Consider the following 26,242-nt stretch of genomic DNA (forward strand, 5'->3'; position numbering starts at 1 on the left):
CCCCGATCCTGGGGATCGTGGGTCGACAAGCCGGATTCCAGACCATGACTGCAGAGATAAAAGCATGGGCCTATGAGGACTTCATCGAGGGCGAATCGATCGACCTCGGCTCGAAGCTCGTGAGTGCCGCCGAGATCGTCGAATTTGCCGGAGAATTTGACCCGCAGCCGATGCATCTCGACGAGGAGGCCGGCAAGGCCAGCATCCTCGGGGGGCTGGCAGCGTCGGGCTGGCACACCTGCGCCATGTTCATGCGCATGCTCTGCGATGCGTTCCTGCTGGACTCGACCTGCCAGGGCGCGCCCGGAGTCGATCAGGTCAAATGGAAGAAACCGGTCCTGGCCGGCGACCAACTGACCGGCACCCTGATGGTTGTTGCCAAGCGCCTGTCGAAATCGAAGCCGCAACTCGGCTTCGTCACCATGCGCAGCGAGCTGTTCAACCAGCGTGGCGAAAGCGTCTTCGAGCTCGAGAACTCCGTCATGTTCCTCACGCGCGATGCCGCGGGGAGCCAAGCATGACACTGGACGAGTTCTTCCGTATCGGCACCACCGTCACGCTCGGCTCGCACACATTCGAGCCCGAGGCGATCAAGGCCTTCGCCCGCAAGTACGACCCGCAAATCTTCCATATCGACGAGGAGGCCGCGAAGAAAAGCGTTCTTGGCGGCCTCTGCGCGTCTGGCTGGCACACGGCCGCGACCTGGATGAAACTCAATCTGGAAAACCGCATGGACGCCGAGATCGCTGCGTGGAGCGGTCCCGGTCCGGTGCCGGAATTCGGCCCCTCGCCCGGCTTCAAGAACCTGAAATGGCTGAAGCCGGTCTATGCCGGGCAAACCATCACCTTCACGCGCACCGCGCTGTCGCACCGCCCAATCGCCTCACGCCCCGGCTGGCGGCTGCTGGCGCTGCGTTCGGAAGCTTTCGATCCCACCGGCGACAAGGTGCTCGAGTTCGAAAGCGCCGTGCTGGTGAAGGTGGAGTAGCTTTTTCCTTCGCCCCGTTTACGGGGAGAAGGTGCCCGAAGGGCGGATGAGGGGCGGCGCCAGCGTTGGTGTCTTAAACTCGACGGTCGTACTTACCCCTCACCCTGCTCCGCTCGCGTTGCTCGCTTCGCTTCCCTCTCCCCGTAAACGGGGCGAGGGAGAAACCTAATGCCCCTCGAACCCTATCAGCGTTCTGACCGGCACACCGAGGGCTTCGAGCTTGGCGCGGCCGCCGAGGTCCGGCAGGTCGATGACGAAACAGGCGGCGAGGATATCGGCGCCGATCTGGCGCAGAAGTTTGACCGCCGCCTCCGCGGTGCCGCCGGTGGCGATCAGATCGTCGACAAGGATCACCTTCTCGCCCGGAGCAACGCCGTCCTTGTGCATCTCCATCTCGTCCAGCCCATATTCCAGGCTATAGGCGACGCGCACCGTCTCGTAGGGCAGCTTGCCTTTCTTGCGGATCGGCACGAAGCCGGCCGAGAGCTGATGGGCGACGGCGCCGCCAAGGATGAACCCGCGTGCCTCGATGCCGGCGATCTTATCGATCTTCTGGCCGGCGTAGGGATGTACCAGTTCGTCGATGGCGCGGCGGAAGGCGCGCGCATTGCCGAGCAGCGTGGTGATGTCGCGAAACAGGATGCCGGGCTTGGGATAGTCCGGAATGGTACGGATCGCGGCGAGCAATGTGTCTTCGAGGGAGGATTTCATGGGTCGAGATTACCTGAAACGGAGGTTCTTGCGCGACAATTGTTCGATCGAACTGCAGCCCATCAGCTTCATGCCGCGTTCGATCTCGACCCGCATCTGCTCAAGCGCCCGTTCGACGCCGGGCTGGCCCGCCGCCGCGAGCGGGAACAGATAGTAGCGTCCGACGCCGACGGCCTTGGCACCGAGCGATAGCGCTTTCAGCACATGGGTGCCGCGCTGCACGCCGCCATCCATGATGACATCGATCCTGTCGCCAACGGCATCGACGATCTCGGCAAGCTGGTCGAACGCCGCCCGCGAGCCATCCAGCTGCCGCCCGCCATGGTTCGACAGCACGATGCCGCTGCAGCCGATGTCGACGGCGCGTCTTGCGTCCTCTACCGACATAACGCCCTTGAGACAGAACGGACCCGACCAAAGCTTGACCATCTCAGCGACATCGTCCCACGTCATCGACGGGTCTAGCATCTCGGTGAAGTAGCGGCTGATCGACATCGTGCCGCCGCCCATGTCGACATGCTCGTCGAGCTGCGGCAGCTTGAACCCCTCATGCGTGAAATAATTGATCGCCCAGGCCGGCTTGAGCGCGAACTGCGCCATACCGGCAAGGTTGAGCTTGAAGGGAATGGCAAAGCCGGTGCGTTTGTCGCGCTCGCGATTTCCTCCGGTGATGCTGTCGACGGTCAGCATCATCACCTCGACGCCGACCTGCTTTGCCCGCTGCATCATCGCCCGGTTAAGACCGCGGTCCCGATGGAAATAGAACTGGTAGACCTGCGGACTGCTGCTGATGCTGCGCGCCTCCTCGAGGCTGACGGTGCCAAGCGACGAGACGCCGAACATGGTGCCATACTTGGCTGCGGCCTTGGCGACCGCGCGCTCGCCCTGATGGTGGAACAGGCGCTGCAAGGCGGTCGGCGAGCAATAGAACGGCATCGCCAGCTTCTGGCCCATGACCGTCACCGACATGTCGACCTCGCTCACTCCGCGCAGCACGTTGGGAACCAGGTCACAGGTCTCGAAGCTTGCGGCGTTGCGGCGGTAGGTGACCTCATCGTCAGCCGCGCCGTCAATGTAATTGAAGATCGGCCCGGGCAGCCGCTGCTGTGCCATCAGCCGGAAATCGGAAAAGTTGTGACAGTCGCTGAGCCGCATCATCGAAATCCAAAAGCCATGGCGGGACGAGCTTCTCGCCACCGTTCGATGCGTCGAATATCAACCTCATGCCGCCATGCCAACGGACTAATTGCCGAACTTCCGCCTAAGCAATGGCGCAGACAAGAAAGGAGCGCCTTAAGCGCCCCTTCCCGTCTAAATCCGGCTGACGAGGATTACATGCCGAGATCGGAACGAAGCTCGGCCCTGGCCACTTCATATTCAGCCTTGAAGTCGTCCCGGTTGAGCAGGACTGCGGCAATGACGCTGCCGGAAATCCTGCCCATCTCGACATCGGACGCAAAATGGATGCCGCCAACCACGCGGTTGTGAGCGTATTTGCTCGCGCGTGCCATGATCTCGGCGCGCTTTTCCGGAACCATGTCGGACAGAATGATGCCCATCATCGTGCCGACGGTGGCGTGTCCGGAAGGCCAGGAACCGGAGCTCGACAGCTTGACCGCAGGCTTGACGAGATCGCTGAGCTGATGCGGGCGCGGGCGCTTCCAGACATCCTTGGCGGGATCGACGACAGCGCCTTCGGTAGCCACCACGCGATCGAAGAAGGCGCTGAATTTCGGCAGCGTTTCCTTGTTGAATTTCGGCCCCATCACGTCGGCAAAGCGCCAGACATTCTCCTCGGCATCGGCCACCGCGCTGGCGACCATCTCCGGGGTGCGCGTGACCTGCAAAGTCAGCACCTCGCCGAGTTCGGCCTTGGTTTGTGCCGAATCGTTTGCCGGCGGCGGCGGCAGGATCATCGTCAGGTCGACATCCTTGTTGGTGATGAAGGGCTGGGCGTCTTCCGCTTGCGCGGCCGAGCCCACGATGAGCAGCAACAGGCCTGCCGCGAGCGATGCGTATCTTTTCATGAATGCGATCCTTTGATGAGAGCAGCACAGGATCGCCGGATGCGGTGACGGCCATGTGACATGACCAGCCTCCGGAAATGCAAAAGGGCGCCTCTCGGCGCCCTTCGCGATCACTTGATTGTGTGGCTCAATGCGCCACGCCTTCCCACACCTTGCGCTTGGTGAGATAGACCAGAGCGCCGAACAGAAGCAGGAACACCAGCACGCGAAAACCGGTCTTCTTGCGGTCTTCCATATGCGGCTCGGCCGCCCACATCAGGAAGGCGGAAACGTCGCGGGAGTACTGGTCGACTGTCTGCGGCGCGCCGTCATCATAGGTCACCTGGCCGTCGGACAGCGGGTTGGGCATCTTCAGCGACACGCCCGACATGAAATAAGGGTTGTAGTGGGTGCCTTCCGGGATAACCATGCCGGCAGGCGGTGTCTCGTTATAGCCTGTCAGCAGCGAGTGGATATAGTCGGGCCCGCCCGCGTCATACTGAGTGAAGATGTCGAAGACGAATTGCGGAAAACCGCGCTCGACGCCGCGCGCCTTGGCCAGCAGCGACATGTCGGGCGGAGCAGCACCACCATTGGAAGCGGCGGCCGCTTCGTCGTTTGCGAACGGTGGCGGGAAGTGGTCGGACGGCTTGCCGGGACGGTCGAACATGTCGCCGGCATCGTTGGGACCGTCATGGATCGTGTACTCGGCCGACAGCGTCTTGATCTGCGCATCGGAATAGCCGAGGTCCGACAGCGTGCGGAACGCCACCATGTTCATCGAATGGCAGGCCGAGCAGACTTCCTTGTAGACCTTGAGGCCGCGCTGCAGCTGCGCCTTGTCATAGGTACCGAACGGGCCGGTGAAACTCCAGTCCATTTCCTTCGGCTCGTCGATCGGGAAATGCGTCGGCGCGGCGGCGTTGTGCGCCTCTTCGGCGGCGATCGCCCAAGTGCCCGCCGACCCGATGCCGACGGCCACGAGGCCGACCAGCGCCAGCGAGGTGAGAATCTTTTTCATGCCAAATCCCCTTAGATTCTCTACCCGCTCAGCCTTTGGTTTCCGGCGCCGCCGTAGCGCCCGCCGGATGTCCGCTGCCGCCCTTGTTCTTCTCGAGGACCGCCTCGGTGATCGAGTTCGGCAGCCGTCGCGGCGTCTCGATCAGGCCGAGCACCGGCAGCGCGATCAGGAAGAAGGCGAAGTAGAACAATGTCGCCATCTGCGCCATGAACACATAGCTGCCTTCGGCCGGCTGCGAGCCCAGCCAGCCAAGCAGGATGGCATCGGCCACGAACAGCCAGAAGAACAGCTTGTACCAGGGCCGGTAAACGGCAGAGCGTACCTTCGAAGTGTCGAGCCACGGCACCAGGAACAACATGACGATGGCGCCGAACATGCACAGCACGCCGCCGAGCTTGGAGTTGATCGGCCCGACATTGAAGGTGATGGCGCGCAGGATCGCGTAGAACGGGAGGAAGTACCATTCGGGCACGATGTGGGCCGGCGTCTTCAGCGGGTTGGCGACGATGTAGTTGTCGGGATGGCCGAGATAGTTCGGCAGGTAGAAGACGAAATAGGCGAAGAAGAACAGGAACACGATCATGCCGAACGCGTCCTTGATGGTCGCGTAGGGGGTGAAGGCGACAGTGTCGGTCTTCGACTTGACCTCGATACCCGTCGGATTCGACTGGCCCACGACATGCAGCGCCCAGATGTGCAAAACGACGACGCCGGCAATCATGAACGGCAACAGATAGTGCAGCGCAAAGAAGCGGTTCAGCGTCGGGTTGTCGACGGCAAAGCCGCCGAGCAGCAGCTGCTGGATCCAGTCGCCGACCAGCGGAATGGCGCTGAAGAAACCCGTGATGACGGTGGCACCCCAGAAGCTCATCTGGCCCCATGGCAGCACGTAGCCCATGAAGCCGGTCGCCATCATCAGGAGATAGATGATGCAGCCGAGGATCCACAGCAGCTCGCGCGGCGCCTTGTAGGAGCCGTAATAGAGGCCACGGAAGATGTGGATGTAGACGGCGACGAAGAAGAACGAGGCGCCGTTCGAATGCATGTAGCGCAGCAGCCACCCCGAATTCACGTCGCGCATGATCTTCTCGACCGAGCCGAAGGCGAGATTGGTGTCGGCCGTGTAGTGCATGGCCAGCACGATGCCGGTCAGCATCTGCGCCACCAGCATGATCGACAGGATGCCGCCAAACGTCCAAGCGTAGTTGAGGTTGCGCGGCACCGGATAGGCGACGAAGCTGTCATAGACCAGCCGCGGCAGCGGCATGCGGGCGTCGAACCAGCGTCCGAGACCGGTTTTGGGCGTATAGGTCGAGTGTCCCTCGCTCATCGAAATGTCCCCTGCCTCAACCGATAAGGATCTTGGTATCGGAAATGAACTTGAATACCGGCACCGCCATGTTCTCAGGCGCCGGGCCTTGGCGGATGCGTCCGGCCGTGTCGTAGACCGAGCCGTGGCATGGGCAGAACCAGCCGCCGAAATCGCCTTCCTGGCCGAGCGGAATGCAGCCGAGATGGGTGCAGACCTGAACCATCACCATCCAGGCTTCCTTGCCGGGTGTGGTGCGGTTGGCGTCGGTCGCCGGTGCATCGGCCGGCAGATTGGCGTTGCGGGCGATCGGGTCCTTGAGATCGGCCAGCTTGACGGCCTCGCCGTCCTTCATTTCCTGTTCGGTGCGGTTGCGGACCACGACCGGCTTGCCGCGCCATTTGACGATCAGCGACATGCCCGGCGTCAGCGAGGCGACGTCGACTTCGACGGAAGCGAGCGCCAGCGTCGAGGCATCGGGGCGCATCTGGTCGATGAACGGCCACGCGAAGGCACCCGCGCCGACCACTGCGGCCATGCCGGTGGCGACGTAGAGAAAATCACGACGGTTGGGATCCTGGGTGTCGGTTGCGCTCACGGGTGCCTGATCCTTTCGCCTCTTCCGTGCCGGTGGCTGAGCCTTGTTCCCCGCTCAATTACGCCAACCCGACAGCGCATGGCGAACAGGCTTGCGAATTCCTCCGGCATTTGGACTTCGGTTTATGCGTGAAGCCCGTTTTTGTCCAGACGGGTGAAGGCACAAGGGCAGATTGTCGCGGGGACAAAATCCGCCACCGCTCAACGCGACGCCGGATAGCCGCCAAACATCGCTAAACAACCGGGAAACAACCGCAAATCCGACGCCCCTGTTCGGCTCGACACAAGGCGCCAGCCGGGTCTATCCTTGCCATCATGGCACACGTCATAGACCGCGACACCTGGTCTGTTCGCTCCGACCATTGGAAGGGCGAATTGCAATGTGGCGCCTACGGCTCCAACTCCTGCCTGATCTTCAACTATTTGCCTGGCGTCGGCGGCGGCCCCCGCCTGCACACGCATCCCTACGCGGAGATCTTCATCATCCGCCAGGGCACCGGCCTGTTCACTGTCGGCGACCAGGAGATCGAGGCATCCGCCGGCCAGATCCTGATCGTGCCGCCCAACACGCCGCACAAATTCACTAATCTCGGCCCAGGCCCGCTGGAAACGACCGACATCCATGAAAACGGCAGCTTCATCACCGAATGGCTTGAGTGACCCCTATTTCGCGCCGAGCCTGGCCAGCACCGCTTTCGGGATGTTGTATTCACGAATGACGGCATCGTGCTTGCGCAAGCCGCACAGCTCGCGCTGGATGAAATAGCCATGCACCGCCTCGGCGGCATCCTTGAGCAGCCGGGGGCGCAGTTGCTCGTCGGCATTGTCGCGCAGCCTGGCCAGCGTTTCCTCTACCCGCTGGCCGGCGCGGCCAAGTGCTGCCGCCTTTTCCGCCAATATTTCATGGCCGAGCGCGTCGAAGGCGGCTTCAGCGGCCGAGCCGCCGGCAAGATGAGATGGCGGACGCAAGGACATTTCAGTCTCCTTTCGCGAAAACCATGCGGTGAGTGACGAATTCTTCGCCTTCCACGTGCGTAAATCCAAGCCGTGCGTAAAAACCAAAAGCCTCTTGCGGCGCGCGGGTGTTCAGCGCGGCGAAATGGTGACGTGCCCTGTCGATAACGGTTTCGATCAGCATCCGGCCAAGGCCGGCGCGACGGTGACGCGCACTGACGAACAGGTGCCGGACCCGGCCGTGGTCCCTGGCCTCGAAATAGGGATCGATGTTCAACCCGCACACGCCGGCGAGTTCCCTTCCATCCCAGGCTCCGTACAGCGCCTCGCCGCGTTTCAGGAACTTGTTGCGGCCACTTGCCCAGCCATCCGCCAGGCGCACCAGCATCCAGTAGCCTTCCAGCCGGCTCTCTTCCTTCAGCGTGTCGAAGGCCGGCATGGTCGGTCGGAGCCGCTTGAGCACGTAGCCGACCTCTGAGATGGCGCCTGTTGATCCACCCATGGAGCTACTCCGCCGGGCGTGTCTCTTCGAGCACGCTGTCCTCGTGATAGAGAAAACCGCCGGACTGCCGCTTCCACAGCCGCGCATAGAGCCCATCGAGAGATACCAACTCGTCATGCGTGCCCTGTTCGACGATGCGGCCGCCGTCGAGCACCACCAGTCGGTCGAGTGCCGCGATCGTCGACAGCCGGTGGGCGATGGCGATGACCGTCTTGTTTTCCATCAGCCGCGTCAGATTTTCCTGGATCGCCGCCTCGATGTCGGAATCGAGCGCCGAGGTCGCTTCGTCGAGAATCAGGATCGGCGCATCCTTGAGGAAGACGCGGGCGATCGCCACGCGCTGGCGCTGGCCGCCCGACAATTTGACGCCGCGCTCGCCGACAAAGGCCTCGTAGCCGGCGCGGTCCCTGTTGTCGCGCAAGGTCAGGATGAACTCGTGCGCCTCGGCCTTTTTCGCCGCAGCGATCACCTCCGCGTCGGTCGCGTCAGGCATGCCGAGCTTGATGTTGTCGCGCAGCGAACGGTGGAACAGCGCCGTGTCCTGGCTGACGACGCCGATATTGGCGCGCAGCGAATTCTGCGTGACTTTGGCGACATCCTGGCCATCGATGGTGATCGACCCGCTCTCCAGATCGTAGAGCCGCAGGATCAGGTTCGCGAGCGTCGTCTTGCCGGCCCCGGACGGCCCGACCAGCCCGACCTTCTCGCCCGGCTTGACGACAAGGTCGATGCCGTTCAGCACGCCGAACCCCTTGCCGTAATGGAACTCGACGTTGTTCACCTCGATACGCCCGCCTGCCACCACGAGTTCCTTGGCGTCGGGCGCGTCGGTGAGGCCGAGCGGCTGCGAAATCAGCGCCTTGGAGTTCTCCAGCACGCCGAGGTTTCGCAAGATGCTGTTGAGCTGCATCATCAGCCGGCCGAGCAGCATGTTGAGCCGCAGCACCAGCGACAGGGTGAAGGCGACCGCGCCGACGGTGATCGAGCCCTCGACCCAGAGATAGACGGCAAAGCAGCCGATTGCCGTGATCATGATGCCCGACAGCGTCGTCAGCGCCATGCGCACGCCGGTCAGCCGGCGGGTGAACGGGCGCAATGCGTCGAGGTAGATGTCGAAACCGTTCCTGATGTAGCGGTCGTCGCCGTCGGCCGAGAACAGTTTCAGCGTCTGCACGTTGGAATAGGAATCGACGATGCGACCGGTGATCATCGAGCCGGCCTCGGCGGTTTCCTCGGCATGCTTGCGGATTGCCGGCAAGTAGAGCTTGGCCAGCCAAGCGAAAGCGGAAATCCAGATCACCACCAGCACCGCCAGCCTGAGATCGAGGCCTGCGACCAGCGCCAGCGTCGTCACCGTGTAGACGATCATGAACCAGACGACCTCGATGAAGCTTTCCATCAGGTCGCCGGTGGCTTGCCCCGCCTGCCAGACCTTTGTCGCGATGCGGCCGGCGAAATCGTTCTGGAAGAAGGCGTAGGACTGGCGCGAGACATGCCGGTGCGCCTGCCAGCGCACCAGATTGTAGAAGCCCGGTGTGATCGTCTGTTCGTCGACCAGGGCAGAAAGGCCAACGACGACGGTGCGGATGACCAGCACCACCACGGCCATGAAAACCAGTTCAGGGCCGGCGGCGGCCCACAGTGCGTGCCAGCTGCGCTCGGCGGGAAGCTGGTCGAGAATATCGACCAGCCGCCCGACGAAGTAGAACAGGCCGGCCTCGACCAGCGGCGCGATGCCGCCGATGACCAGCATGGCGAAGAAGGCGAACTTCGCCTGGCCGACATAGTGCCAGAGGAAACCGCCGACGCTGGTCGGTGGCCGAAGATTCGCTGGCTCCCTGAACGGATAGACCCAGTTCTCGAACCAGCGATAGACGGCTGTCATCATGCGGCGGCCATCATTCTGCGGCTTGCCCCTTTGCAAGTGCATCGTTGGCGGGGTCGGCGGGACCGTCCTCAAGCAGGAACCCGCCCGACTGGCGCTGCCAGAGCTGCGCGTAGAGCCCGCCGCGGGCGACGAGTTCCTCGTGCGAACCTTCCTCGATGACACGACCCTTGTCCATCACCACCAGCCTGTCCATCGCCGCGATGGTCGAGAGCCGGTGCGCTATGGCGATGACGGTTTTGCCTTGCATGAGCCTGTAGAGATTCTCCTGGATCGCCGCCTCGGCTTCGGAATCAAGCGCCGAGGTCGCTTCGTCAAGGATAAGTATAGGTGCGTCCTTCAACATAACGCGCGCAATGGCGACGCGTTGCCGCTGGCCACCGGACAATTTGACGCCGCGGTCGCCGACATGGGCATCGAAGCCCTTGCGGCCGCCGGCATCCGAAAGCCCTGATATGAAGTCCAGCGCCTCGGCGCGCCGCGCCGCCTCGACAAGCAGCTCTTCCGAGGCATCGGGCCGGCCATAGAGGATGTTCTCGCGCACCGAACGATGCAGCAGCGAGGTGTCCTGCGTGACCATGCCGATCTGCGCACGCAGCGAATCCTGCTTCACACCGGCGATCTCCTGGCCATCGATCAGAATCCGGCCGGCTTCGAGGTCATAGAAGCGCAGCAACAGGTTGACCAGCGTCGACTTGCCGGCGCCGGAACGGCCGACGATGCCGACCTTTTCGCCCGGCTTCACCGCCAGCGACAAGCCTTCGATCACACCCTTCTGCTTGCCGTAGTGGAAGCGAATGTCCTCGAAGCGGATCTCACCCCTGGAAACGCTGATCTCCTTCGCGTCCGGCCTGTCCTCGACAAGGCGCGGCAGCGAGATCGAGGCGATGCCGTCCTGCACCGTGCCGATGTTTTCGAACAGGCCCGACATTTCCCACATGATCCATTGCGACATGCCCCACATCCTGAGCACAAGGCCGATGACCACGGCGACCGCGCCGATCGTCACGGCTTGCCCCAGCCACAGCCACAGCGCCATCGCGGTCACCGAGAACAAGAGCAGCGCGTTCAGTATGTAGAGCGAGCCGAAAAGCACTGTCACCAGCCGCATCGACCGGTAGACCGTTTCGAGAAAGCCGGACATGCCGTCTTTGGCGAATGACGCTTCGCGGCGTGCATGGCTGAACAGCTTGACCGTCTGGATGTTGGAGTAGCTGTCAACGACCCGGCCCGTCATGATCGAGCGCGCATTGGCCTGCTCCTCGCCGACCTTGCCCAGCCGGGGAATGAAAAATCGCAGCAAAAGGATATAGCCGACCAGCCAGAAGCCGAGCGGCGCGGCCAGCCGCCAGTCGGCCGAGCCGACGATGAGCAGCATGCCGAGGAAATAGACGATAACGTAGTTCAGGACGTCGATCACCTTGATGACGCATTCCCGCACGGCGAGAGCCGTCTGCATCAGCTTTGTCGCGATGCGGCCGGCGAACTCGTCCTGGTAGAAACTCATCGACTGCTTGAGCAGATAGCGGTGCACCTGCCAGCGGATGCGCATGGGATAATTGCCCATCAGCGTCTGCTGGTTGAGAAACGAATGCAGCCATACCGTGCCCGGCAGCGCGAACAGCACGATGAAGGCCATGCCGGCGAGCTTCCAGGCTTCCGTCTGCAGGAAGGTTTCGCGATTCTGTCCCGACAGCCAGTCGACGATGCGGCCGAGGAAGCCGAACATCCATACTTCCGCGATCGCGATGGCCGTCACCAGCACCGCGTCGAAAAGGATATAGGGCCATGCGCCGCGCGTATAATGCAGGCAGAAGGCAACCAGCGTCTTGGGCGGCTCGACCGGTTCCGCTGCGGGGAACGGATCGAGCCTTTTTTCAAACCAGCTAAACAACAACATAGGTTATGCCTGTGAAATGTGTTTGCCGCTTACGCGGCACGTGAGCGTACGAAATCCCCGGAACCCATGGCGTCAAGGGCCGACGGTCTGGAATCACCCGGACCGTCGGCCCTGCTTCGCACAATATAGGGGCTCGCGGGCTTTTCGCCGACAGCTGCGCCAGACGATCCTGACGACACGGTGCCGCCAGCCCGGTTTTTCGCGCCCGGCCGGATCAGCCGGATGATCCGGCGCACCAGCGAAGGCCGGCTCAGATCGGGAACCGCGCGCGAAAAATCGACATCCGGCAGCATGCCGCGATGCGGCCGGCGGCGAACCTCGGCGTGCACCGCCGACGAATAGGTGTCGCCGATCAGCAGCGCCCAGGTCGGCAGTCGATGGATATGCAGGCTCCTCGAGCCAGGTATTCTGTAGGGATCGAACATCGGTCCGTCCTCCGTGTGAAAATCGAGATAAAAAGGCGAAGCAATATCGTCCGCCGGCATTCGGCCGGAGGCACGCATTGCGTCGGTCTGGACATGACGACGATCATCGGTCCGGACAGCTTCAGATGGGGCGTTCAGCCCTTTTGACTTTTTGAAAAACATCGCAGGATTCCTTCGGGAGCCGAAAAATCGTTTCGGCGGGAATCGGTGCGATCAAGTCTTAGAGAGTCAGGAGAATCGTCGTACCGAAACCGCCGGCAGGCAGGTAAGCCCACGAGAGGGGCGCTGGATGTGCATGGTCATCATGAATTACCCCTCCATCGGTTCGGGTTGACAATGCTGGTTGTATACCCGACTTCGCAGAAAATAGCCACCCGCAGGTCCAGCAATTTCCAAAACCGCCAGGCCGCTGTGGCCGATCCGCCACTTATTAGAAGGACGCGGAAATGAGCTGTCGTCTCCGCATCGCGCTCTACCAGCCTGACATTGCCGGCAACACCGGAACAATCCTGCGCTTCGCCGCGTGCCTCGGACTCGGCGTCGACATCATCGAACCGGCCGGATTTCCGCTCTCCGACAAAGCGCTCAAGCGCGCCGGCATGGACTACCTCGAAATGGCCGCCCTGACCCGGCATGTCGACTGGCACGCCTTCGAGGAATGGCGCAAGGCTGGTTCGCGCCGGCTGGTGCTGCTGTCGACCAAAGCCACGACGGCCTACACCAGCTTCATCTTCGCCGAAGGCGACATACTCCTGTTCGGCCGGGAATCCGCAGGCGTGCCGGACCCTGTCCACCAGGCGGCGGATGCGCGGCTGACCATCCCGATGCAGGGTACGGCGCGCAGCATCAACGTCGCGCTTTCCGTCGCCATGGCGGCGGGCGAAGCCATCCGGCAACTCGGATAGAATCCACAACCCATCGACAACATCACCCCTATCGTCGACGACGACAGAGCTTTCTCCACTTATTCTCACCCAGGCGCACATCGCCTTCTCCTGCATTTGCCCAAACGATATTTCTTCGCTACAAGCTCAACTTAACTTGAGGTCAAGCGGAAAGTGCGAAATGGCTGCTGTTACGGAATTAACAGTCGGCCAGGTCGCCATGCGCAGCGGGGTGGCGGTATCGGCATTGCATTTCTACGAGGCCCGCGGCCTGATCCGCAGCCACCGCACGTCGGGCAACCAGCGCCGCTACGGCCGCGACGTGCTGCGACGTGTGGCGATCATCAAGGTCGCGCAGGAGGTCGGCATCTCGCTGGCCGAGATCGGTGAAGCCCTGGCCTCGCTGCCAGAAGGCCGCACGCCAACGCGCGATGACTGGAACGTTTTGTCGACCGCCTGGCGCGACGGGCTCGATCACAAGATCGCCCAGTTGAAGAAACTGCGCGACGGGCTGACCGACTGCATCGGCTGTGGCTGCATGTCGATCGACAAATGCCCGCTGCGCAACAAGGGCGACCGGCTGGCGCGCGAGGGGACAGGGGCAAGGAGGCTGGTTGCTCCGCCTCTCTCGAGGACATCCTAGTCAGCCGCTGGCAACCGCCTGATGGTGAACTCGATGAGGTCGCCCGGCCGCTCGAACCAGCTTTCGATCTCGGTCCAGTAGGCCTGCTTGGGAAAGCGCTCGAACCATTCCTTGGCCTTGAGCCGCGCATCGGAGCGCGGCAGCACGAAGGTCTCGCGCAGGAAACCATCGCGCGGCATACGCACGCGCTCGGCCCGGCTTTGATCGAGCCTTTTCTTCAGGCCACCCAGCGGCGGTCTTGCCGGGGTGCGCACGAAACAACTCCTTGCACCTGGCGCATGACCCGAAATCGGTATCGAGTTTCGGAAAGGATCATGCGCAAAACCAAAGTGACTTGACCCTTGCCCTTAAGAGATTAGGGATCGCGCCGGCAAAAGACGAGTCATTTGTGGGACTCGCCGCCCCAACCGGAGACGGCACTTGGAACGACCAGAAATACCGGCAGGCCTGCCCGCCGACATCGAACAAAAGAAGATGAAGGCACGGCTGTGGTTCGAGGCCCTGCGCGAACGCATCTGCGCCACCTTCGAGCAGATCGAGCAGGACCTTGGCGGGCCGCTGGCCTCGTGGTCGCCCGGCCGCTTCGAGAAGACGCCATGGGAACGTGACGAGGGGCGCGGCGGCGGCGGCACCATGTCGATGATGCACGGCCGCGTCTTCGAAAAGGTCGGCGTCCACACTTCGACCGTCCATGGCGAGTTCTCGCCCGAATTCAGGAAGCAGATGCCCGGTGCCGAGGAAGACCCACGCTTCTGGGCATCCGGCATTTCGCTGATCGCGCACCCGTGGAATCCCAACGTTCCGGCCGTGCACATGAACACGCGCATGGTGGTCACTTCCAGCCAATGGTTCGGCGGCGGCGCCGATCTGACACCGGTGCTCGATCGCCGCCGCACCCAGGACGACCCTGATACCCTCGCCTTCCACCGCGCCATGCAATTCGCTTGCGAGAAGAATGCCGCGGTCGCCGATTACCCGAAATTCAAGGCCTGGTGCGACGAGTACTTCTATCTGTCGCACCGCAACGAGCCGCGCGGCACCGGCGGCATCTTTTTCGACTGGCTGCATTCGGGCGAGGACAAAGGCGGCTGGAATGCCGATTTCAACTTCGTCCGGGATGTCGGCCGCTCCTTTCTCGTCGTCTACGGTCACCTCGTGCGCGCCAACTTCAACGAGAACTGGACCGATGGCGACCGTGACGAACAGCTCATCCGACGCGGCCGCTATGTCGAATTCAATCTGCTTCACGATCGCGGCACCATCTTCGGACTGAAGACCGGCGGCAATGTCGCGTCCATTCTCTCCAGCCTGCCGCCCGAGGTCCGCTGGCCGTAACAAAATGGTGAGCCTTGCGTGAGTCGCATTGATGTCCCATTCGCTTGAAATAGGCATGGAATGTGGCACACGGTGCGGCGCAAAATTTCTTTTTCGTCTAATAGGCCGTTGAAAAGACTGGCCTATTTGTGGGGCCGGGTCGGGAAGCGCCGGCGGTTCGCCTGCGCGCAATTCCAGGAAAGTGCGAAACGGCTTTCCGACCGGAATTGCGTCAGACAAAGCGAGCCGCGACTCGACGCGACCGGACGGCCCAGACGACGCGGGGCACCTCATTGAGAGGGATGCCCTACTTCCAGGAGTACTTCGCAATGCGCAAGATCATTGTTTCGGCTGCCGCCGCTGCCCTTCTCGCTTCCGGTTCAGTGGCATTCGCCGCCGTCAAGCACACCACCGGGACGATCAAGACCTTTGACACGACGGCCATGAGCCTGGTCCTCGATGATGGATCGTCTTTTACGCTTCCCAAGACCTTCAAGGATCCTGGCCTGACGGTCGGTGAAAAAGTCCGTGTCTCATGGGATATGAAGGGCAAGAACAAGGTCGCCGAGGCCGTCAAGGCCGCAAAATGATGGCTTGCCCGCCAGAGCAGGATGAGACGATGTCCGGTCCTGTTTCGGGATAGTGTTAAGAGGGCGGAGCAGCGCTGCTCCGCCTTTTTGCCGTTGACCGCAACCAATGCCGTCCCATCTGTGTTATGCTTCTCACCCGCTCGCGGTCCGCGGATTAAACCCTGGAACTGGACCATGAGCCAAAAAAGTACCGAAGCCTCGACCAGGCTTCACGGAGGAAAAGGAGAAACCTGATGAAGGAATTTCACTGCGGGTCACTCGTGCCCGGCTGTGACTGGCACACGCGTGCCGACGAGGAGGCCGAGGTGATGCGCCGTGCCGTCGAGCACATGCGCGAGACGCATGGCGAAACGGTTATCCGCGAGACGATGATCGAGGCGATCCGCTCGCGCATCGAAAAGAGCCGCGACGCGGCCTGATCTACCCGGCGTTCAAAGCTTCGGCGGCGCGCTTGAGGAGCGCGTCGCGATCAGGGGTAAACCCGGCTTCGACCCATTCCGCCTCGAGATTCCTGAGGATTTCGCCGAGTTTCGGTCCTGGAGTTGCGCCGAGCGCCGTGAGATCGGCACCTTTCAGCGGAAACAACGGCTTTTCCCATTTGACGGCGAAGGCAAGCAGGCGCGAAAAGCCACCGGCTTCGAGCAGCGCCTCATTGTCCTCGACGGCGCGCACCCTGGCTGCCGCAAGCGACAGCCGCAGCCGGTCGACAAACCCGTTCCGGTCGCCGCGATAGAGCCTTTTCGCCAGTTCGCCCTCGGTCGTCTTCGGTTCGACGGCGGTGGCAAGCGCCCAGTGGCGCAGGCGATCCGCTTCGGCTGTCGAGAATTTGAGCCGCTCGGCGAGCGTCTTCATGCGAGCGGCATCGGGCGGCACGATCGCTTCCAGTCTGAGCAGCGGGTCGGGTGCCCAGCCCAGATCCTTCCCGGCCTTGGCCAACCCATGGATGGCATCGATGCCCCATTTCTCGCTTTCCGGCAGCGCTGCGGTCAAGACGCCTGCCTGCCGCATCCAGAGCAGCGCCCGTGACGGATCGGGCGCCGACAAGAGCTTCTTCAGTTCCGACCAGATGCGCTCGGCCGAAAGCTGGGACAGCCCTTCCTTAAGCCGGGCGCAGGCTTTCAGCCCTTCGGCGTCCGGCCGTCCATCGCCGTACCAGGCGAAGAAGCGGAAGAAGCGCAGGATGCGCAGATAATCCTCGCGGATACGCGCTTCCGGGTCGCCGATGAAGCGCAGCCGGCGTGCCTCGATGTCGGCAATGCCGCCGACCAGGTCGACAACCCTGCCGTCAGCCTCGGCATAGAGCGCATTGATGGTGAAGTCGCGCCGCTCGGCGTCAAGCTTCCAGTCGCGCCCGAACGACACTTTCGCGCGTCGCCCGTCGGTCTCGATATCGGCGCGCAAGGTGGTGATTTCATAAGGTTTTCCGCCGGCAACCACGGTGATTGTCCCATGTTCGATGCCGGTTGGCACCGCCTTGAACCCTTCCGCTTCGGCGCGGCGGAGGGTTTCCTCCGGCAGGCAGGTGGTGGCGATGTCGATGTCGGCGACGGGCTGGCCCATCAGCGTGTTGCGCACCGCGCCGCCGGCGACTCGCGCCTCTTCACCGCCTTCGGCCAGTGCGAACAGCAGGCGCTGCAGATGCTTGTCGCCGAGCCAGTCGGCCCTGTCCGCGATCGAGACACTCACGCATAGAGCCTTTCATAGAGGGTACGGATGATGCCGGCGGTGACGCCCCAGATGCGCCGGTCGCCGTAAGGCATGTCGTAGAAGAACCATTCGAGATCGTTCCACATGCGGCTGTCGCGCTTGTGGTTGGCCGGATCCATCAGGAAGCGCAGCGGCACTTCGAAAGCGGCGTCGACCTCGTCGGCGTTGAGCGTCAGTTGGAAACCGGGCAGCACGATGCCCAGCACCGGCGCGATGCGGTAGCCGCTGCCGGCCACATAGTCGGGCATGCGGCCAATGATCTCGATGCGGTCTCGGCCAAGCCCGATCTCCTCGGAAGTCTCGCGCAGCGCCGCCGCCTCAGGGCTCGGATCGGTCGGATCGATGGTACCGCCGGGAAATGCCACCTGCCCCGAATGGCTGCGCAGCTTTTCAGCCCGCTTGGTCAGGAGAACCGTCGCATCGCCCTCATGATCGACCACCGGGATCAGCACCGCGGCATTGCGCAGCGCCTTGCCCTGGTTGAGGCGCGGATGGCCGGGGTTGAAGCGATGATCGCCATAATCGTCGCCGGCATGCGCATCGGGCTGCACGGCAAAACGCGCGCGAAAATCCGCGGATGAAAACGGCGCCGGCGTCACCTGGTCCATCACGCACTCAGCCGCTTCAACTGGTCCGCCGGCATGATCGGGAACACGGCGCCCTTGGAGCGCACCGCGAACATCGTCTTGCCGCCGATCTCGACCTCCTCGCCATGCCCGACCAGTTCATACATCACCGGCCGCGCCACCAGCGCTTCCAGGCGGCCACGCACCAGCACATAGGGCTTCAATCCGCCGGTCTCGTTCTCGTCGACAAACCGCAACGGCCGTTCCGGCCCCGCCTCGACGACATCGCCGACATTGGTGCGGAAGGTGATGGTCTGCGCTTCGCCGCTACCCGAAACGTCCATTTCGACCGCGATGAACGGCGCATCGGCAACGCGGATGCCGACCTTTTCCACCGGTGTCACCAGATAGGTCCTGCCATCGGCGTCCTTGCGCAGCACCGAGGAGAAAAGCTGCACCAGCGGCATGCGCCCGATCGGCGTGCCCAGATAGAACCAGGTGCCGTCGGACTTGATCTCCATGTCCAGATCGCCGCAGAAGTCGGGATTCCAGCGTTCGACGGGTGCCGCGCCCTTGCCGGCACGGGCGGCGCGCGAGATGAGCGCCTCGAGGCCACGCGCCTCGGTGGCATCCGTCAGGCTTTCTTCACGATGTCCCAAGGGTCCCGTCATGGTCACGAAATAGTCACTGTTGTTGCGCTTGTCAGCCTAAGTCTGTGATTTAAGTTTCGACATAGGCGCCACGCGAGGCCGAATCGCGGCAACTTATGGTATGGTGCAGCCGTTGTTCCAGCCATGGTATTCCAACCACAAGGATCGATGCGGCATGAGCGTGATGGTCAAGGAAAGCCCTATCAGCGAAAAGGACATGATCGCCGAGGCCGAAAAGGCGCTTGCCGACATCTCCCGGATCCGCGACGGGGTCGGCCGGGTCATCTTCGGACAGGAAAGCGTCGTCGAGCGTACTCTGGTGGCGCTGCTGGCCGGTGGCCATGCGCTTTTGGTCGGCGTGCCGGGCCTCGCCAAGACCAAACTGGTCGAAACACTTGGCATCGTGCTCGGCCTCGATTCGCGTCGCATCCAGTTCACGCCGGACCTGATGCCGTCCGATATTCTCGGCTCCGAAGTGATGGAGCAGGACGAGACCGGCAAACGCTCCTTCCGCTTCATTTCCGGGCCGATCTTCGCCCAGTTGCTGATGGCCGACGAGATCAACCGCGCGTCGCCGCGTACCCAGTCGGCGCTGCTGCAGGCCATGCAGGAATACCACGTCACCATTGCCGGCGCCCGCCATGACCTGCCGGCGCCCTTCCACGTGCTGGCAACCCAAAACCCGCTGGAGCAGGAAGGCACCTATCCGTTGCCCGAGGCCCAGCTTGACCGCTTCCTGATGCAGGTGGATATCCTCTATCCCGAAATCGAGGCAGAGCGCCGCATCCTTCTGGAAACCACCGGCATCGAGGACGCGAAAGCCCAGAACGTCCTGCAGCCGGTGCGGCTGAAGGAGATCCAGACGCTGATCCGCCGCATGCCGGTGCCTGAAAGCGTCGTCGAGGCGATCCTGACGCTGGTGCGCTCGGCGCGTCCCGGCCAAGGCAATGCCGAGACCGACAAGAACGTCGCCTGGGGTCCCGGCCCGCGCGCCAGCCAGGCGCTGATGCTGTGCACAAGGGCGCGCGCGCTTTACGACGGACGGCTGGCGCCCTCGGTTGACGACGTCCGTGCGCTGGCCGAGCCGGTGCTGCAGCATCGTATGGCGCTGACCTTCGCCGCCCGCGCCGAAGGCACCGGCGTGCGTGACGTGGTAGCGAAACTCGTGAAAGGAATTTGATGCCGCGCATCGGCGAGGTCCAGGCTCCGGCAGCGACGCGCGACGCGCTCGCCCGTGGCCGGTTGCGGGCCTCGCTTGTGCCAGACCTGCTGGTCGAGGCGCGCCGCATCGTCAACACCGTGATCGCCGGCTGGCATGGCCGCCGCAAGCGCGGCATCGGTGAAAATTTCTGGCAGTTCCGGCCCTATGTCGAGGGTGATTCCTCGCGCATCGACTGGCGCCGCTCGGCCCGCGACGACCACACCTATGTGCGCGACCGCGAATGGGAAGCCGCCCATACGGTCTGGCTGTGGGCCGACCCCTCGCCGTCGATGCTCTACAAATCGACCGGTGCCAGCGTTTCCAAGCAATCGCGCGCGCTGGTGCTGGCGCTGGCCATGGCCGAACTGTTGTCGCGCAGCGGCGAGCGCATCGCCTGGCCGGGCCTCACCGACCCGTTCACCGCCCGCAACGGCGCCGAACGCATCGCCGCCCAGTTGATGCATGCCGGCGATTTGCCGGCAAAACCCGACCTGTCCGACATCAGGCGCTTCTGCGACATCTTCATCGTCAGCGACTTCCTCGATCCGGTCGAAGAGACGATGGCCTGGCTCGACGTGCTGGCCCGCCACGGCGTGCGTGCCCACCTGATCGAGGTCGCCGACCCGGCCGAGGAGACCTTCCCCTATGCCGGCCGCACCGAATTCACCGATCCCGAGACCGGCGACAAGCTGACCGCCGGCCGCGCCGAAATGCTCGGCGATGAGTATCGCCTGCTCTACGCCGCCCGCCGCCACGAACTGGCGGCCTGGTGCAAACGGCTTGGCTGGAGCTTTACCGTCAACCACACCGATCGGCTCGCCTCCGACGCGCTGGTGCGGCTGCACATGGCGATGACCGCTGATGGCCCCTCGGCCAGGCCGACCGCCGGCAGTCATGCCGGCACGATCGCCGGTGGCGATCGGCCAAGAAAGGCTGTCGCATGAGTTGGCTGCCGCTTTCCTTTGGCGCCCCCATGGTGCTGTGGGGCCTGCTGGCACTGCCGGTGATCTGGTGGCTGCTCAGGCTGACGCCGCCCAAGCCGCAGACCGAAATCTTCCCGCCGCTGAAGATCCTGGCGCGCGTGCTGAAGCGCGAGGAGACGCCGCAGCAGAGCCCGTGGTGGCTGACGCTGCTCAGGCTCTTGATGGCGGCCCTCATCGTCGCGGCATTGGCCGACCCGGTCTTCAACCCGCGCGAAAAGCTGCCGGCCGAGGGAGCCGCCCTTGCCCTGGTTATCGACAATGACTGGGCAAGTGCCGCCGATTGGGGCAAACGCGTCGCCACCGCCGAGCGGCTGATCAACGACGCCGGCTCCAACGGCGTGCCGGTCGTCATCGCCTTCACCGCCGAAAAGGCCAATGCCGAGATCGGCCCGTTCGATGCCGCCACCGCCCTTGACCGGCTGCGCGCCGCCAAGCCGCGGCCGATCCCGACCGACCGGCCCGCCATCTATGCCCGCGTCGCCGGCGTGCTGGAGACCTTGCCCGGGGCCAGTGTCGCCGTGCTTGCCGACGGCCTGGCGGCAAAAGGCGATGAAGCCGCCTTCAACACGCTTCTGTCGAAAAATGCCGCGCGTGTCGTCTGGGCAACCGCGGACAGGCTGTCGCTGACCGGCCTGACCGCCGCCGACAACCAGGTCGACGGATTTGCACTGACCGCCATCCGCGCGCCGGGCGACCCTGCCCCGGCGCAGGTCACCGCCGGCGCCTTCGATGACAAGGGCCGCCGCATCGCCGATGCGACGCTGACCTTTTCGCCTGGCGAAACCACCGCCACCGGCACCATGGCGGTGCCGTTCGAGCTGCGCAACGACTTCGCTTCCATCGCGCTCGACGGCGAGCGGCAGGCCGGTGCGGTCCGCGTCCTCGACGAAAGCTCCAAGCGGCGGCGCGTCGGCCTATTGTCGCAGGCCGAGGCTGACCAGGCACAGCCGCTTTTGTCGCCGCTCTACTACATCAGGCGGGCGCTGCAGCCCTTCGCCGATCTGGTCGAACCCTCCAGCGCCGATCTTGCCGACGCCATCCCGCAAATCCTCGACCAGAAGCCCGCGATGATCGTCATGGCCGATATCGGCACCATTCCCGGACAGGTTCGGCAGAGGCTTGTCGATTGGGTCGACAATGGCGGCACGCTGGTGCGTTTCGCCGGTTCGCGGCTGGCCACCGCGGGCGATGACGACGATTTGCTGCCCGTCCGCCTTCGCACCGGCGAGCGTTCGCTCGGCGGCGCGCTGTCATGGACGTCGCCGCAGCCTGTCACCGAATTCCCCAAGGCCGGCCCGTTCGCCGATCTGGCGCCGCCGACCGAGGTCACCGTCACCAGGCAGGTGCTGGCCGAGCCGACACCCGATATCGTCGAGCGCACCTGGGCGGCCCTTGCCGACGGCACGCCGCTGGTCACCGGACTGAAGAAAGGCAAGGGCACGCTGGTGCTGTTCCACGTCACCCCCGAGGCAACCTGGTCGAACCTGCCGATCTCTGGCAGCTTCGTCGAGATGCTGCGCCGCATCGTGCAGCTGTCGCGCAACCAGGGCGCGGCCATCGCCAATGCCGAAGCCGCCGCGGCGTCGCTGGCGCCCTATCGCATGATTGCAGCCGACGGCTCGCTGGTGCCGCCGACGCCGGATGCACGGCCGCTTGTACCGGGCGCTGGCGCGCTGCCGGTGACTTTTGAAAACCCGCCTGGTCTCTATGGTTCCGAGACGGGTGTATTTGCCCACAATCTGCTGGAAGCCGACAGCAAGTTGGCGCCCCTGGCGCGCCCTCAAATCACTGTTCCGGTCACCTCGATCCAGTATGCCTTTGACGAATCGCGCAATTTGAAAGGCACGCTGGTCGCGGCCGCCCTGGTGCTGATGCTGCTTGATACGCTGGCGGTGTTCTGGATGGGGGGCCTGTTTTCACGCCGGCCGCGCCGCGCCGGTGCCGTGACAGCCACCGCCGTCGTCCTGATTGCGCTGGGTAGCTCGTTCGGTCATGCCGACCTTGCCCGCGCCGACGACGCCAAGCCGGGTGACGAAATTGCCATCGAGGCGATTTCGAAGACCCGCATCGCCTATGTACTGACCGGCGTGCCGGGCGACGATTCGATCAGCCGCGCCGGGCTCGAGGGCCTGACGCGCTTTCTGGTCGAGAAGACGGCACTGGAACCGGGCGAGCCGGCCGGCGTCGACATTTCGAGGGACGAGTTGTCGTTCTATCCGCTGATCTACTGGCCGATCGATCCGGCCGCACCGATGCCCAGCCAGGCAGCGATCGCCCGCGTCGACGCCTATATGCAGCAAGGCGGCACGGTGCTGTTCGACACCCGCGACCAGTTCGCCAACGGCATCGGCGCCGATTCAACCAGCCCGGCGACGGAGCGGCTGCGCGACATCCTCGGCAATCTCAACGTGCCGCCGCTGGAACCGGTACCGTCCGACCACGTGCTGACCAAATCCTTCTTCATCCTGCCCGAATTCCCCGGCCTCTTCGCCGGCAGCCCGCTCTGGGTCGAGGCCTCGCTCGACGCCAGCAACGCCGAGAACCGGCCGGTGCGTACCGGCGATGGCGTCTCGCCGATCATGATCACCGCCAATGATTTCGCTGGCGCCTGGGCGGTCGACCAGAACGGCGATGCGATGCTGCCAACCGTGCCGGCAGACCCGATGCAGCGCATCTACGCGCTGCGCGCCGGCGTCAACATCATGATGTACATGCTGACCGGCAACTACAAATCCGACCAGGTGCACGTGCCCATACTGCTCGAACGGCTGGGGCAGTAGAATGAGTTTGTTTGGTGCCCTCCGGTCGCGGATAAACCCTCCCCACAAACGGGAGGGTAAGGAATGAATTGGTCGATCTCCTTCGAACCGCTGATCTCCTGGCCACTGCTGGCCTTGGCGCTGGTGCCGCTGGCGCTGCTTGCGCTGGTCGGCCTGTGGTTTCGCCAGCGCGGTTCGGTCTTCCGCTTCATCGCCCTTCTGGCGCTCGCCGCCGCTTTGTTCAACCCGGTGTTCCTCAACGAGGAGCGCGAGCCGCTGAAAAGTGTTGTCGCCCTCGTCGTCGACCGCAGCCAGAGCCAGGATATCGGCGACCGCACCAAGCAGACCGACGAGGCGTTGGCCGGGCTGCAGCAGCGGCTTGGCCGCTTCAAGCAGTTCGACGTGCGCGTCGTCGAGGCCGGCAAATCCGAAGCCGCCGAGGAGCGCACCGAGACACGGCTGTTCGGCGCGCTTGAAGGCGCCTTCCGCGACGTGCCGCCGTCACGCATCGGCGGCGCCATCATGATCACAGATGGCGAGGTCCATGACGCCCCCCCGGGAGCGCCCGATTTCAACGCTCCGCTGCATGCGCTGATAACCGGCAACGATCACGAGAAGGATCGCCGCATACGTTTCGAGAACGCGCCGCGCTTCGGTCTTGTCGGCAAGCCGCTCGACATGACCTACCGCGTCATCTCGACCGAAAACGAGACCGGCCCGGTCGATGTGCGCGTCTCGGTCAATGGCGAACAGGTCGCGGTCGAGCACGCCACCGTTGGCCAGGCGATGCCGCTGCAGGTGACCATTCCGGGTGCCGGGCGCAACATCGTCGAACTCGCCATCGATCGCGAACCGGGCGAACTGACCGACACCAACAACCGCGCCATCGCGCTCATCGACGGCATTCGCGAGAACTTGCGCGTGCTGCTCGTCTCCGGCGAGCCGCATGCCGGCGAACGCACCTGGCGCAACCTGCTGAAATCCGACGCCTCGGTCGATCTCGTCCATTTCACCATCCTGCGGCCGCCGGAAAAGCAGGACGGCACGCCGATCAACGAATTGTCGCTGATCGCCTTCCCGACCCGCGAGCTGTTCGTCGAGAAGATCAAGGATTTCGACCTCATCATTTTCGACCGCTACCAGCACCGCGACGTGCTGCCGATCCTCTATTACGACTACATCTCCGAATATGTCGAAAAGGGCGGCGCGCTGCTGATCGCGGCCGGCCCCGAATATGCCGGCGAAAGCTCGATCGCGCGCACGCCGCTGATGTCCGCCCTGCCGGCGATGCCGACCGGCGAGGTGGTCGACAAGGCCTTCTATCCGCGCCTCACCGAACTCGGCCAGCGCCACCCGGTGACGCGTGGGCTGGATGGCTCTGCCACCGAGCCGCCGCACTGGAGCCGCTGGTTCCGCACCATCGGCGTGCAGAATCCCGAAGGCGCAGTGGTGATGAAGGGCGCCGACAACCGGCCGCTGCTGTTGCTCGACCGCAAGGGCGAAGGCCGCGTCGGCATGCTGCTGTCCGATCAGGGCTGGCTGTGGGCGCGCGGCTTCGAGGGCGGCGGCCCGCATGTCCAGCTCTACCGGCGCATCGCCCACTGGCTGATGAAGGAGCCTGAGCTCGAGGAAGAGCGGCTGACCGCCGACGGCCGCGGCATGGTGCTGGAAATCCGCCGCCAGACGATGGCCGACGATCCCGGCCCCGCGCAGATCATCACCCCGTCCGGCAAGACCTTGACCGTCAAGCTCGAGAAATCCGAGCCCGGCGTTTTCCTAGGCAGCGTCGAGACCAGCGAGATCGGCCTCTATCAGGTCGCCAATGGCGACCTCACCGCGCTCGCCCATGTCGGGCCGGTCAACGCCCCGGAATTCGCCGACGTCATTTCCACCGAAAGCCGGCTGAAGGCGCCGGCTGAAGCCACCGGCGGCAGCGTGCGCCGGCTGGCGTCGTCCACAGCCCTTGGCAGCGACGTGACGCTGCCTTCCATCGTGCCTGTGCGCTCGGCTGGTGCTGCATCCGGCAACGACTGGATCGGACTGCGCACCACGGACGACAGCGTGCTCAAGGCCGTCTCGCGCGTGCCGCTGTTCGGCGGCTTCCTCGGCCTCGGCCTGCTGCTTCTGGCAATGGGTTCGATGTGGTACCGCGAAGGACGGTAGAGCTACTCCTCCGGCTCCGTCGTGAACATCAGCGGATAGCCCTTGGCCTTGCCGGCATCGGTGGCGCGCGTCGCCTTGGTCTCGGCGACATCCCTGGTGAACACGGCGACGACGCAGACGCCGCGACGATGCGCGGTGATCATCACCCGATGCGCCTGGTCTTCGCTGAGTTTGAACTCAGCCTTCAGCACCGTCACGACGAATTCGCGCGGCGTGAAATCGTCATTGATGAGGATGACCTTGTAGAGCTTTGGCCGTTCGACCTGCGGCTTGACCTGGACGCGCGGTTTTGTGGTGATTTCAGGCATTGGAACCGACAGTTAGAGCAATTCCAGGAAAAGTGTAAAACGGTTTTCCGCCCGGGATCAGAACGGTTCGCCGTTTCCACGAAACGGTGAATTGCTCTGGCGTAGCAACCCTGCCGCCATTCTGGCACCAGCGAAAGCGGTCGTCCATTTTGGTCGACGCGCGAAAACCAGTGTCC

At 63.7% G+C, this 26,242-nt stretch carries 28 protein-coding genes; 12 read left to right on the forward strand and 16 right to left on the reverse strand.

Annotated elements, in window-relative coordinates; genetic code table 11:
- The first annotated feature begins 44 nt into the window (after nucleotides 1-44).
- Together AC0L2U_RS05565 and AC0L2U_RS05570 are read left to right on the forward strand one after the other, a co-directional pair.
- Entirely contained in the window at nucleotides 45-521 is a 477-nt protein-coding gene (locus tag AC0L2U_RS05565) for a MaoC family dehydratase (protein WP_292702249.1), read from the forward strand.
- Nucleotides 518-988, forward strand: coding sequence for a MaoC family dehydratase (locus AC0L2U_RS05570; protein WP_127396070.1), 471 nt, complete (start codon nucleotides 518-520; stop codon nucleotides 986-988). Before AC0L2U_RS05565 ends, AC0L2U_RS05570 begins: the two co-directional genes overlap by 4 nt.
- Nucleotides 989-1,153: 165 nt before the next feature.
- On the opposite strand, the gene AC0L2U_RS05575 is transcribed toward AC0L2U_RS05570, so the two are convergent.
- The 6 genes from AC0L2U_RS05575 to petA form a co-directional block, all read right to left on the reverse strand.
- Nucleotides 1,154-1,699: an adenine phosphoribosyltransferase gene (locus AC0L2U_RS05575; RefSeq protein WP_013529989.1), complete on the reverse strand. Its 546-nt coding sequence runs from the start codon at nucleotides 1,697-1,699 to the stop codon at nucleotides 1,154-1,156.
- A 9-nt stretch (nucleotides 1,700-1,708) separates the two neighbouring features.
- Nucleotides 1,709-2,854, reverse strand: a complete 1,146-nt coding sequence (locus AC0L2U_RS05580; protein ID WP_164873953.1) for an alpha-hydroxy acid oxidase — start codon at nucleotides 2,852-2,854, stop codon at nucleotides 1,709-1,711.
- Nucleotides 2,855-3,030: 176 nt separating this feature from the next.
- Nucleotides 3,031-3,726, reverse strand: coding sequence for an acid phosphatase (locus AC0L2U_RS05585; RefSeq protein WP_127396068.1), 696 nt, complete (start codon nucleotides 3,724-3,726; stop codon nucleotides 3,031-3,033).
- 127 nt (nucleotides 3,727-3,853) lie between these two features.
- Entirely contained in the window at nucleotides 3,854-4,726 is an 873-nt protein-coding gene (locus AC0L2U_RS05590; RefSeq protein WP_127396067.1) for a cytochrome c1, read from the reverse strand.
- Between the two features lie 28 nt (nucleotides 4,727-4,754).
- Nucleotides 4,755-6,056 carry a cytochrome b gene (locus AC0L2U_RS05595; RefSeq protein WP_127326789.1) on the reverse strand — a complete coding sequence of 434 codons (1,302 nt, stop codon included), beginning with the start codon at nucleotides 6,054-6,056 and terminating at the stop codon, nucleotides 4,755-4,757.
- 16 nt (nucleotides 6,057-6,072) lie between these two features.
- A complete protein-coding gene (gene petA, locus AC0L2U_RS05600) occupies nucleotides 6,073-6,633 on the reverse strand; it encodes a ubiquinol-cytochrome c reductase iron-sulfur subunit (protein WP_127270959.1) in 561 nt (186 codons plus the stop codon).
- Between the two features lie 314 nt (nucleotides 6,634-6,947).
- Here petA and AC0L2U_RS05605 point away from each other — a divergent pair, with 314 nt between their 5' ends.
- The gene (locus AC0L2U_RS05605; protein WP_127270961.1) at nucleotides 6,948-7,292 is read left to right on the forward strand and encodes a cupin domain-containing protein; all 345 of its coding nucleotides are present in this window, start codon (nucleotides 6,948-6,950) and stop codon (nucleotides 7,290-7,292) included.
- Nucleotides 7,293-7,295: 3 nt separating this feature from the next.
- Here the strand turns inward: AC0L2U_RS05605 and AC0L2U_RS05610 are convergent, their stop codons facing one another.
- The 5 genes from AC0L2U_RS05610 to AC0L2U_RS05630 are packed head-to-tail and all read right to left on the reverse strand — an operon-like array spanning nucleotide 7,296 to nucleotide 12,298.
- Nucleotides 7,296-7,607: a DUF6665 family protein gene (locus AC0L2U_RS05610; protein ID WP_127326788.1), complete on the reverse strand. Its 312-nt coding sequence runs from the start codon at nucleotides 7,605-7,607 to the stop codon at nucleotides 7,296-7,298.
- Nucleotide 7,608: 1 nt separating this feature from the next.
- Nucleotides 7,609-8,088, reverse strand: a complete 480-nt coding sequence (locus AC0L2U_RS05615; protein ID WP_128288934.1) for a GNAT family N-acetyltransferase — start codon at nucleotides 8,086-8,088, stop codon at nucleotides 7,609-7,611.
- A gap of 4 nt (nucleotides 8,089-8,092) precedes the next feature.
- Entirely contained in the window at nucleotides 8,093-9,976 is a 1,884-nt protein-coding gene (locus AC0L2U_RS05620) for an ABC transporter ATP-binding protein (protein WP_128288933.1), read from the reverse strand.
- Between the two features lie 10 nt (nucleotides 9,977-9,986).
- Nucleotides 9,987-11,873 carry an ABC transporter ATP-binding protein gene (locus tag AC0L2U_RS05625; RefSeq protein ID WP_128288932.1) on the reverse strand — a complete coding sequence of 629 codons (1,887 nt, stop codon included), beginning with the start codon at nucleotides 11,871-11,873 and terminating at the stop codon, nucleotides 9,987-9,989.
- Between the two features lie 29 nt (nucleotides 11,874-11,902).
- Nucleotides 11,903-12,298, reverse strand: a complete 396-nt coding sequence (locus AC0L2U_RS05630) for a hypothetical protein (protein ID WP_473601541.1) — start codon at nucleotides 12,296-12,298, stop codon at nucleotides 11,903-11,905.
- Nucleotides 12,299-12,744: 446 nt separating this feature from the next.
- Between AC0L2U_RS05630 and AC0L2U_RS05635 the strand changes: the two genes are divergently transcribed.
- Nucleotides 12,745-13,203, forward strand: coding sequence for a tRNA (cytidine(34)-2'-O)-methyltransferase (locus AC0L2U_RS05635; protein WP_473563528.1), 459 nt, complete (start codon nucleotides 12,745-12,747; stop codon nucleotides 13,201-13,203).
- A 160-nt stretch (nucleotides 13,204-13,363) separates the two neighbouring features.
- Nucleotides 13,364-13,825, forward strand: coding sequence for a redox-sensitive transcriptional activator SoxR (gene soxR / locus AC0L2U_RS05640; RefSeq protein ID WP_473563530.1), 462 nt, complete (start codon nucleotides 13,364-13,366; stop codon nucleotides 13,823-13,825).
- Here the strand turns inward: soxR and AC0L2U_RS05645 are convergent.
- Nucleotides 13,822-14,079: a hypothetical protein gene (locus tag AC0L2U_RS05645; protein WP_473601542.1), complete on the reverse strand. Its 258-nt coding sequence runs from the start codon at nucleotides 14,077-14,079 to the stop codon at nucleotides 13,822-13,824. The genes soxR and AC0L2U_RS05645 overlap by 4 nt on opposite strands.
- A gap of 166 nt (nucleotides 14,080-14,245) precedes the next feature.
- On the opposite strand from AC0L2U_RS05645, the gene hemF reads away from it, so the two are divergent.
- From hemF to AC0L2U_RS05660, 3 genes are all read left to right on the forward strand, one after another.
- Nucleotides 14,246-15,160: an oxygen-dependent coproporphyrinogen oxidase gene (gene hemF / locus AC0L2U_RS05650; RefSeq protein ID WP_473563532.1), complete on the forward strand. Its 915-nt coding sequence runs from the start codon at nucleotides 14,246-14,248 to the stop codon at nucleotides 15,158-15,160.
- Between the two features lie 308 nt (nucleotides 15,161-15,468).
- Entirely contained in the window at nucleotides 15,469-15,729 is a 261-nt protein-coding gene (locus tag AC0L2U_RS05655; RefSeq protein WP_127396775.1) for a DUF1344 domain-containing protein, read from the forward strand.
- A 233-nt stretch (nucleotides 15,730-15,962) separates the two neighbouring features.
- The gene (locus AC0L2U_RS05660; protein WP_127269428.1) at nucleotides 15,963-16,148 is read left to right on the forward strand and encodes a DUF1059 domain-containing protein; all 186 of its coding nucleotides are present in this window, start codon (nucleotides 15,963-15,965) and stop codon (nucleotides 16,146-16,148) included.
- Nucleotide 16,149: 1 nt separating this feature from the next.
- Here AC0L2U_RS05660 and AC0L2U_RS05665 read toward each other — a convergent pair whose 3' ends face one another.
- Genes AC0L2U_RS05665 through AC0L2U_RS05675 form a run of 3 tightly spaced genes read right to left on the reverse strand, consistent with a single transcriptional unit; the run spans nucleotide 16,150 to nucleotide 18,673 of the window.
- Nucleotides 16,150-17,415: a CCA tRNA nucleotidyltransferase gene (locus tag AC0L2U_RS05665; protein WP_473601543.1), complete on the reverse strand. Its 1,266-nt coding sequence runs from the start codon at nucleotides 17,413-17,415 to the stop codon at nucleotides 16,150-16,152.
- Complete coding sequence (locus AC0L2U_RS05670; RefSeq protein WP_127809523.1) at nucleotides 17,412-18,044, reverse strand: CoA pyrophosphatase; 633 nt, start codon at nucleotides 18,042-18,044, stop codon at nucleotides 17,412-17,414. Before AC0L2U_RS05670 ends, AC0L2U_RS05665 begins: the two co-directional genes overlap by 4 nt.
- Nucleotides 18,044-18,673 (reverse strand): DUF1285 domain-containing protein, encoded by a 630-nt coding sequence (locus tag AC0L2U_RS05675; RefSeq protein ID WP_127326869.1) that lies wholly within the window; start codon nucleotides 18,671-18,673, stop codon nucleotides 18,044-18,046. Before AC0L2U_RS05675 ends, AC0L2U_RS05670 begins: the two co-directional genes overlap by 1 nt.
- 154 nt (nucleotides 18,674-18,827) lie before the next feature.
- On the opposite strand from AC0L2U_RS05675, the gene AC0L2U_RS05680 reads away from it, so the two are divergent.
- The 4 genes from AC0L2U_RS05680 to AC0L2U_RS05695 all read left to right on the forward strand — a co-directional run bounded on the left by AC0L2U_RS05680 (nucleotide 18,828) and on the right by AC0L2U_RS05695 (nucleotide 25,758).
- The gene (locus tag AC0L2U_RS05680; RefSeq protein ID WP_127271985.1) at nucleotides 18,828-19,832 is read left to right on the forward strand and encodes an AAA family ATPase; all 1,005 of its coding nucleotides are present in this window, start codon (nucleotides 18,828-18,830) and stop codon (nucleotides 19,830-19,832) included.
- A complete protein-coding gene (locus AC0L2U_RS05685) occupies nucleotides 19,832-20,797 on the forward strand; it encodes a DUF58 domain-containing protein (protein ID WP_473601544.1) in 966 nt (321 codons plus the stop codon). The genes AC0L2U_RS05680 and AC0L2U_RS05685 overlap by 1 nt, the downstream gene beginning before the upstream one ends.
- Nucleotides 20,794-23,616, forward strand: coding sequence for a DUF4159 domain-containing protein (locus AC0L2U_RS05690; RefSeq protein ID WP_473601545.1), 2,823 nt, complete (start codon nucleotides 20,794-20,796; stop codon nucleotides 23,614-23,616). The genes AC0L2U_RS05685 and AC0L2U_RS05690 overlap by 4 nt, the downstream gene beginning before the upstream one ends.
- A gap of 63 nt (nucleotides 23,617-23,679) precedes the next feature.
- On the forward strand, nucleotides 23,680-25,758 hold the full coding sequence (locus tag AC0L2U_RS05695; RefSeq protein WP_128289916.1) for a hypothetical protein: 2,079 nt from the start codon (nucleotides 23,680-23,682) through the stop codon (nucleotides 25,756-25,758).
- Between the two features lie 2 nt (nucleotides 25,759-25,760).
- On the opposite strand, the gene clpS is transcribed toward AC0L2U_RS05695, so the two are convergent.
- Nucleotides 25,761-26,066 carry an ATP-dependent Clp protease adapter ClpS gene (gene clpS / locus AC0L2U_RS05700; RefSeq protein WP_127399452.1) on the reverse strand — a complete coding sequence of 102 codons (306 nt, stop codon included), beginning with the start codon at nucleotides 26,064-26,066 and terminating at the stop codon, nucleotides 25,761-25,763.
- Between the last annotated feature and the right edge of the window lie 176 nt (nucleotides 26,067-26,242).

The organism is Mesorhizobium sp. WSM4808 (assembly GCF_055811675.1).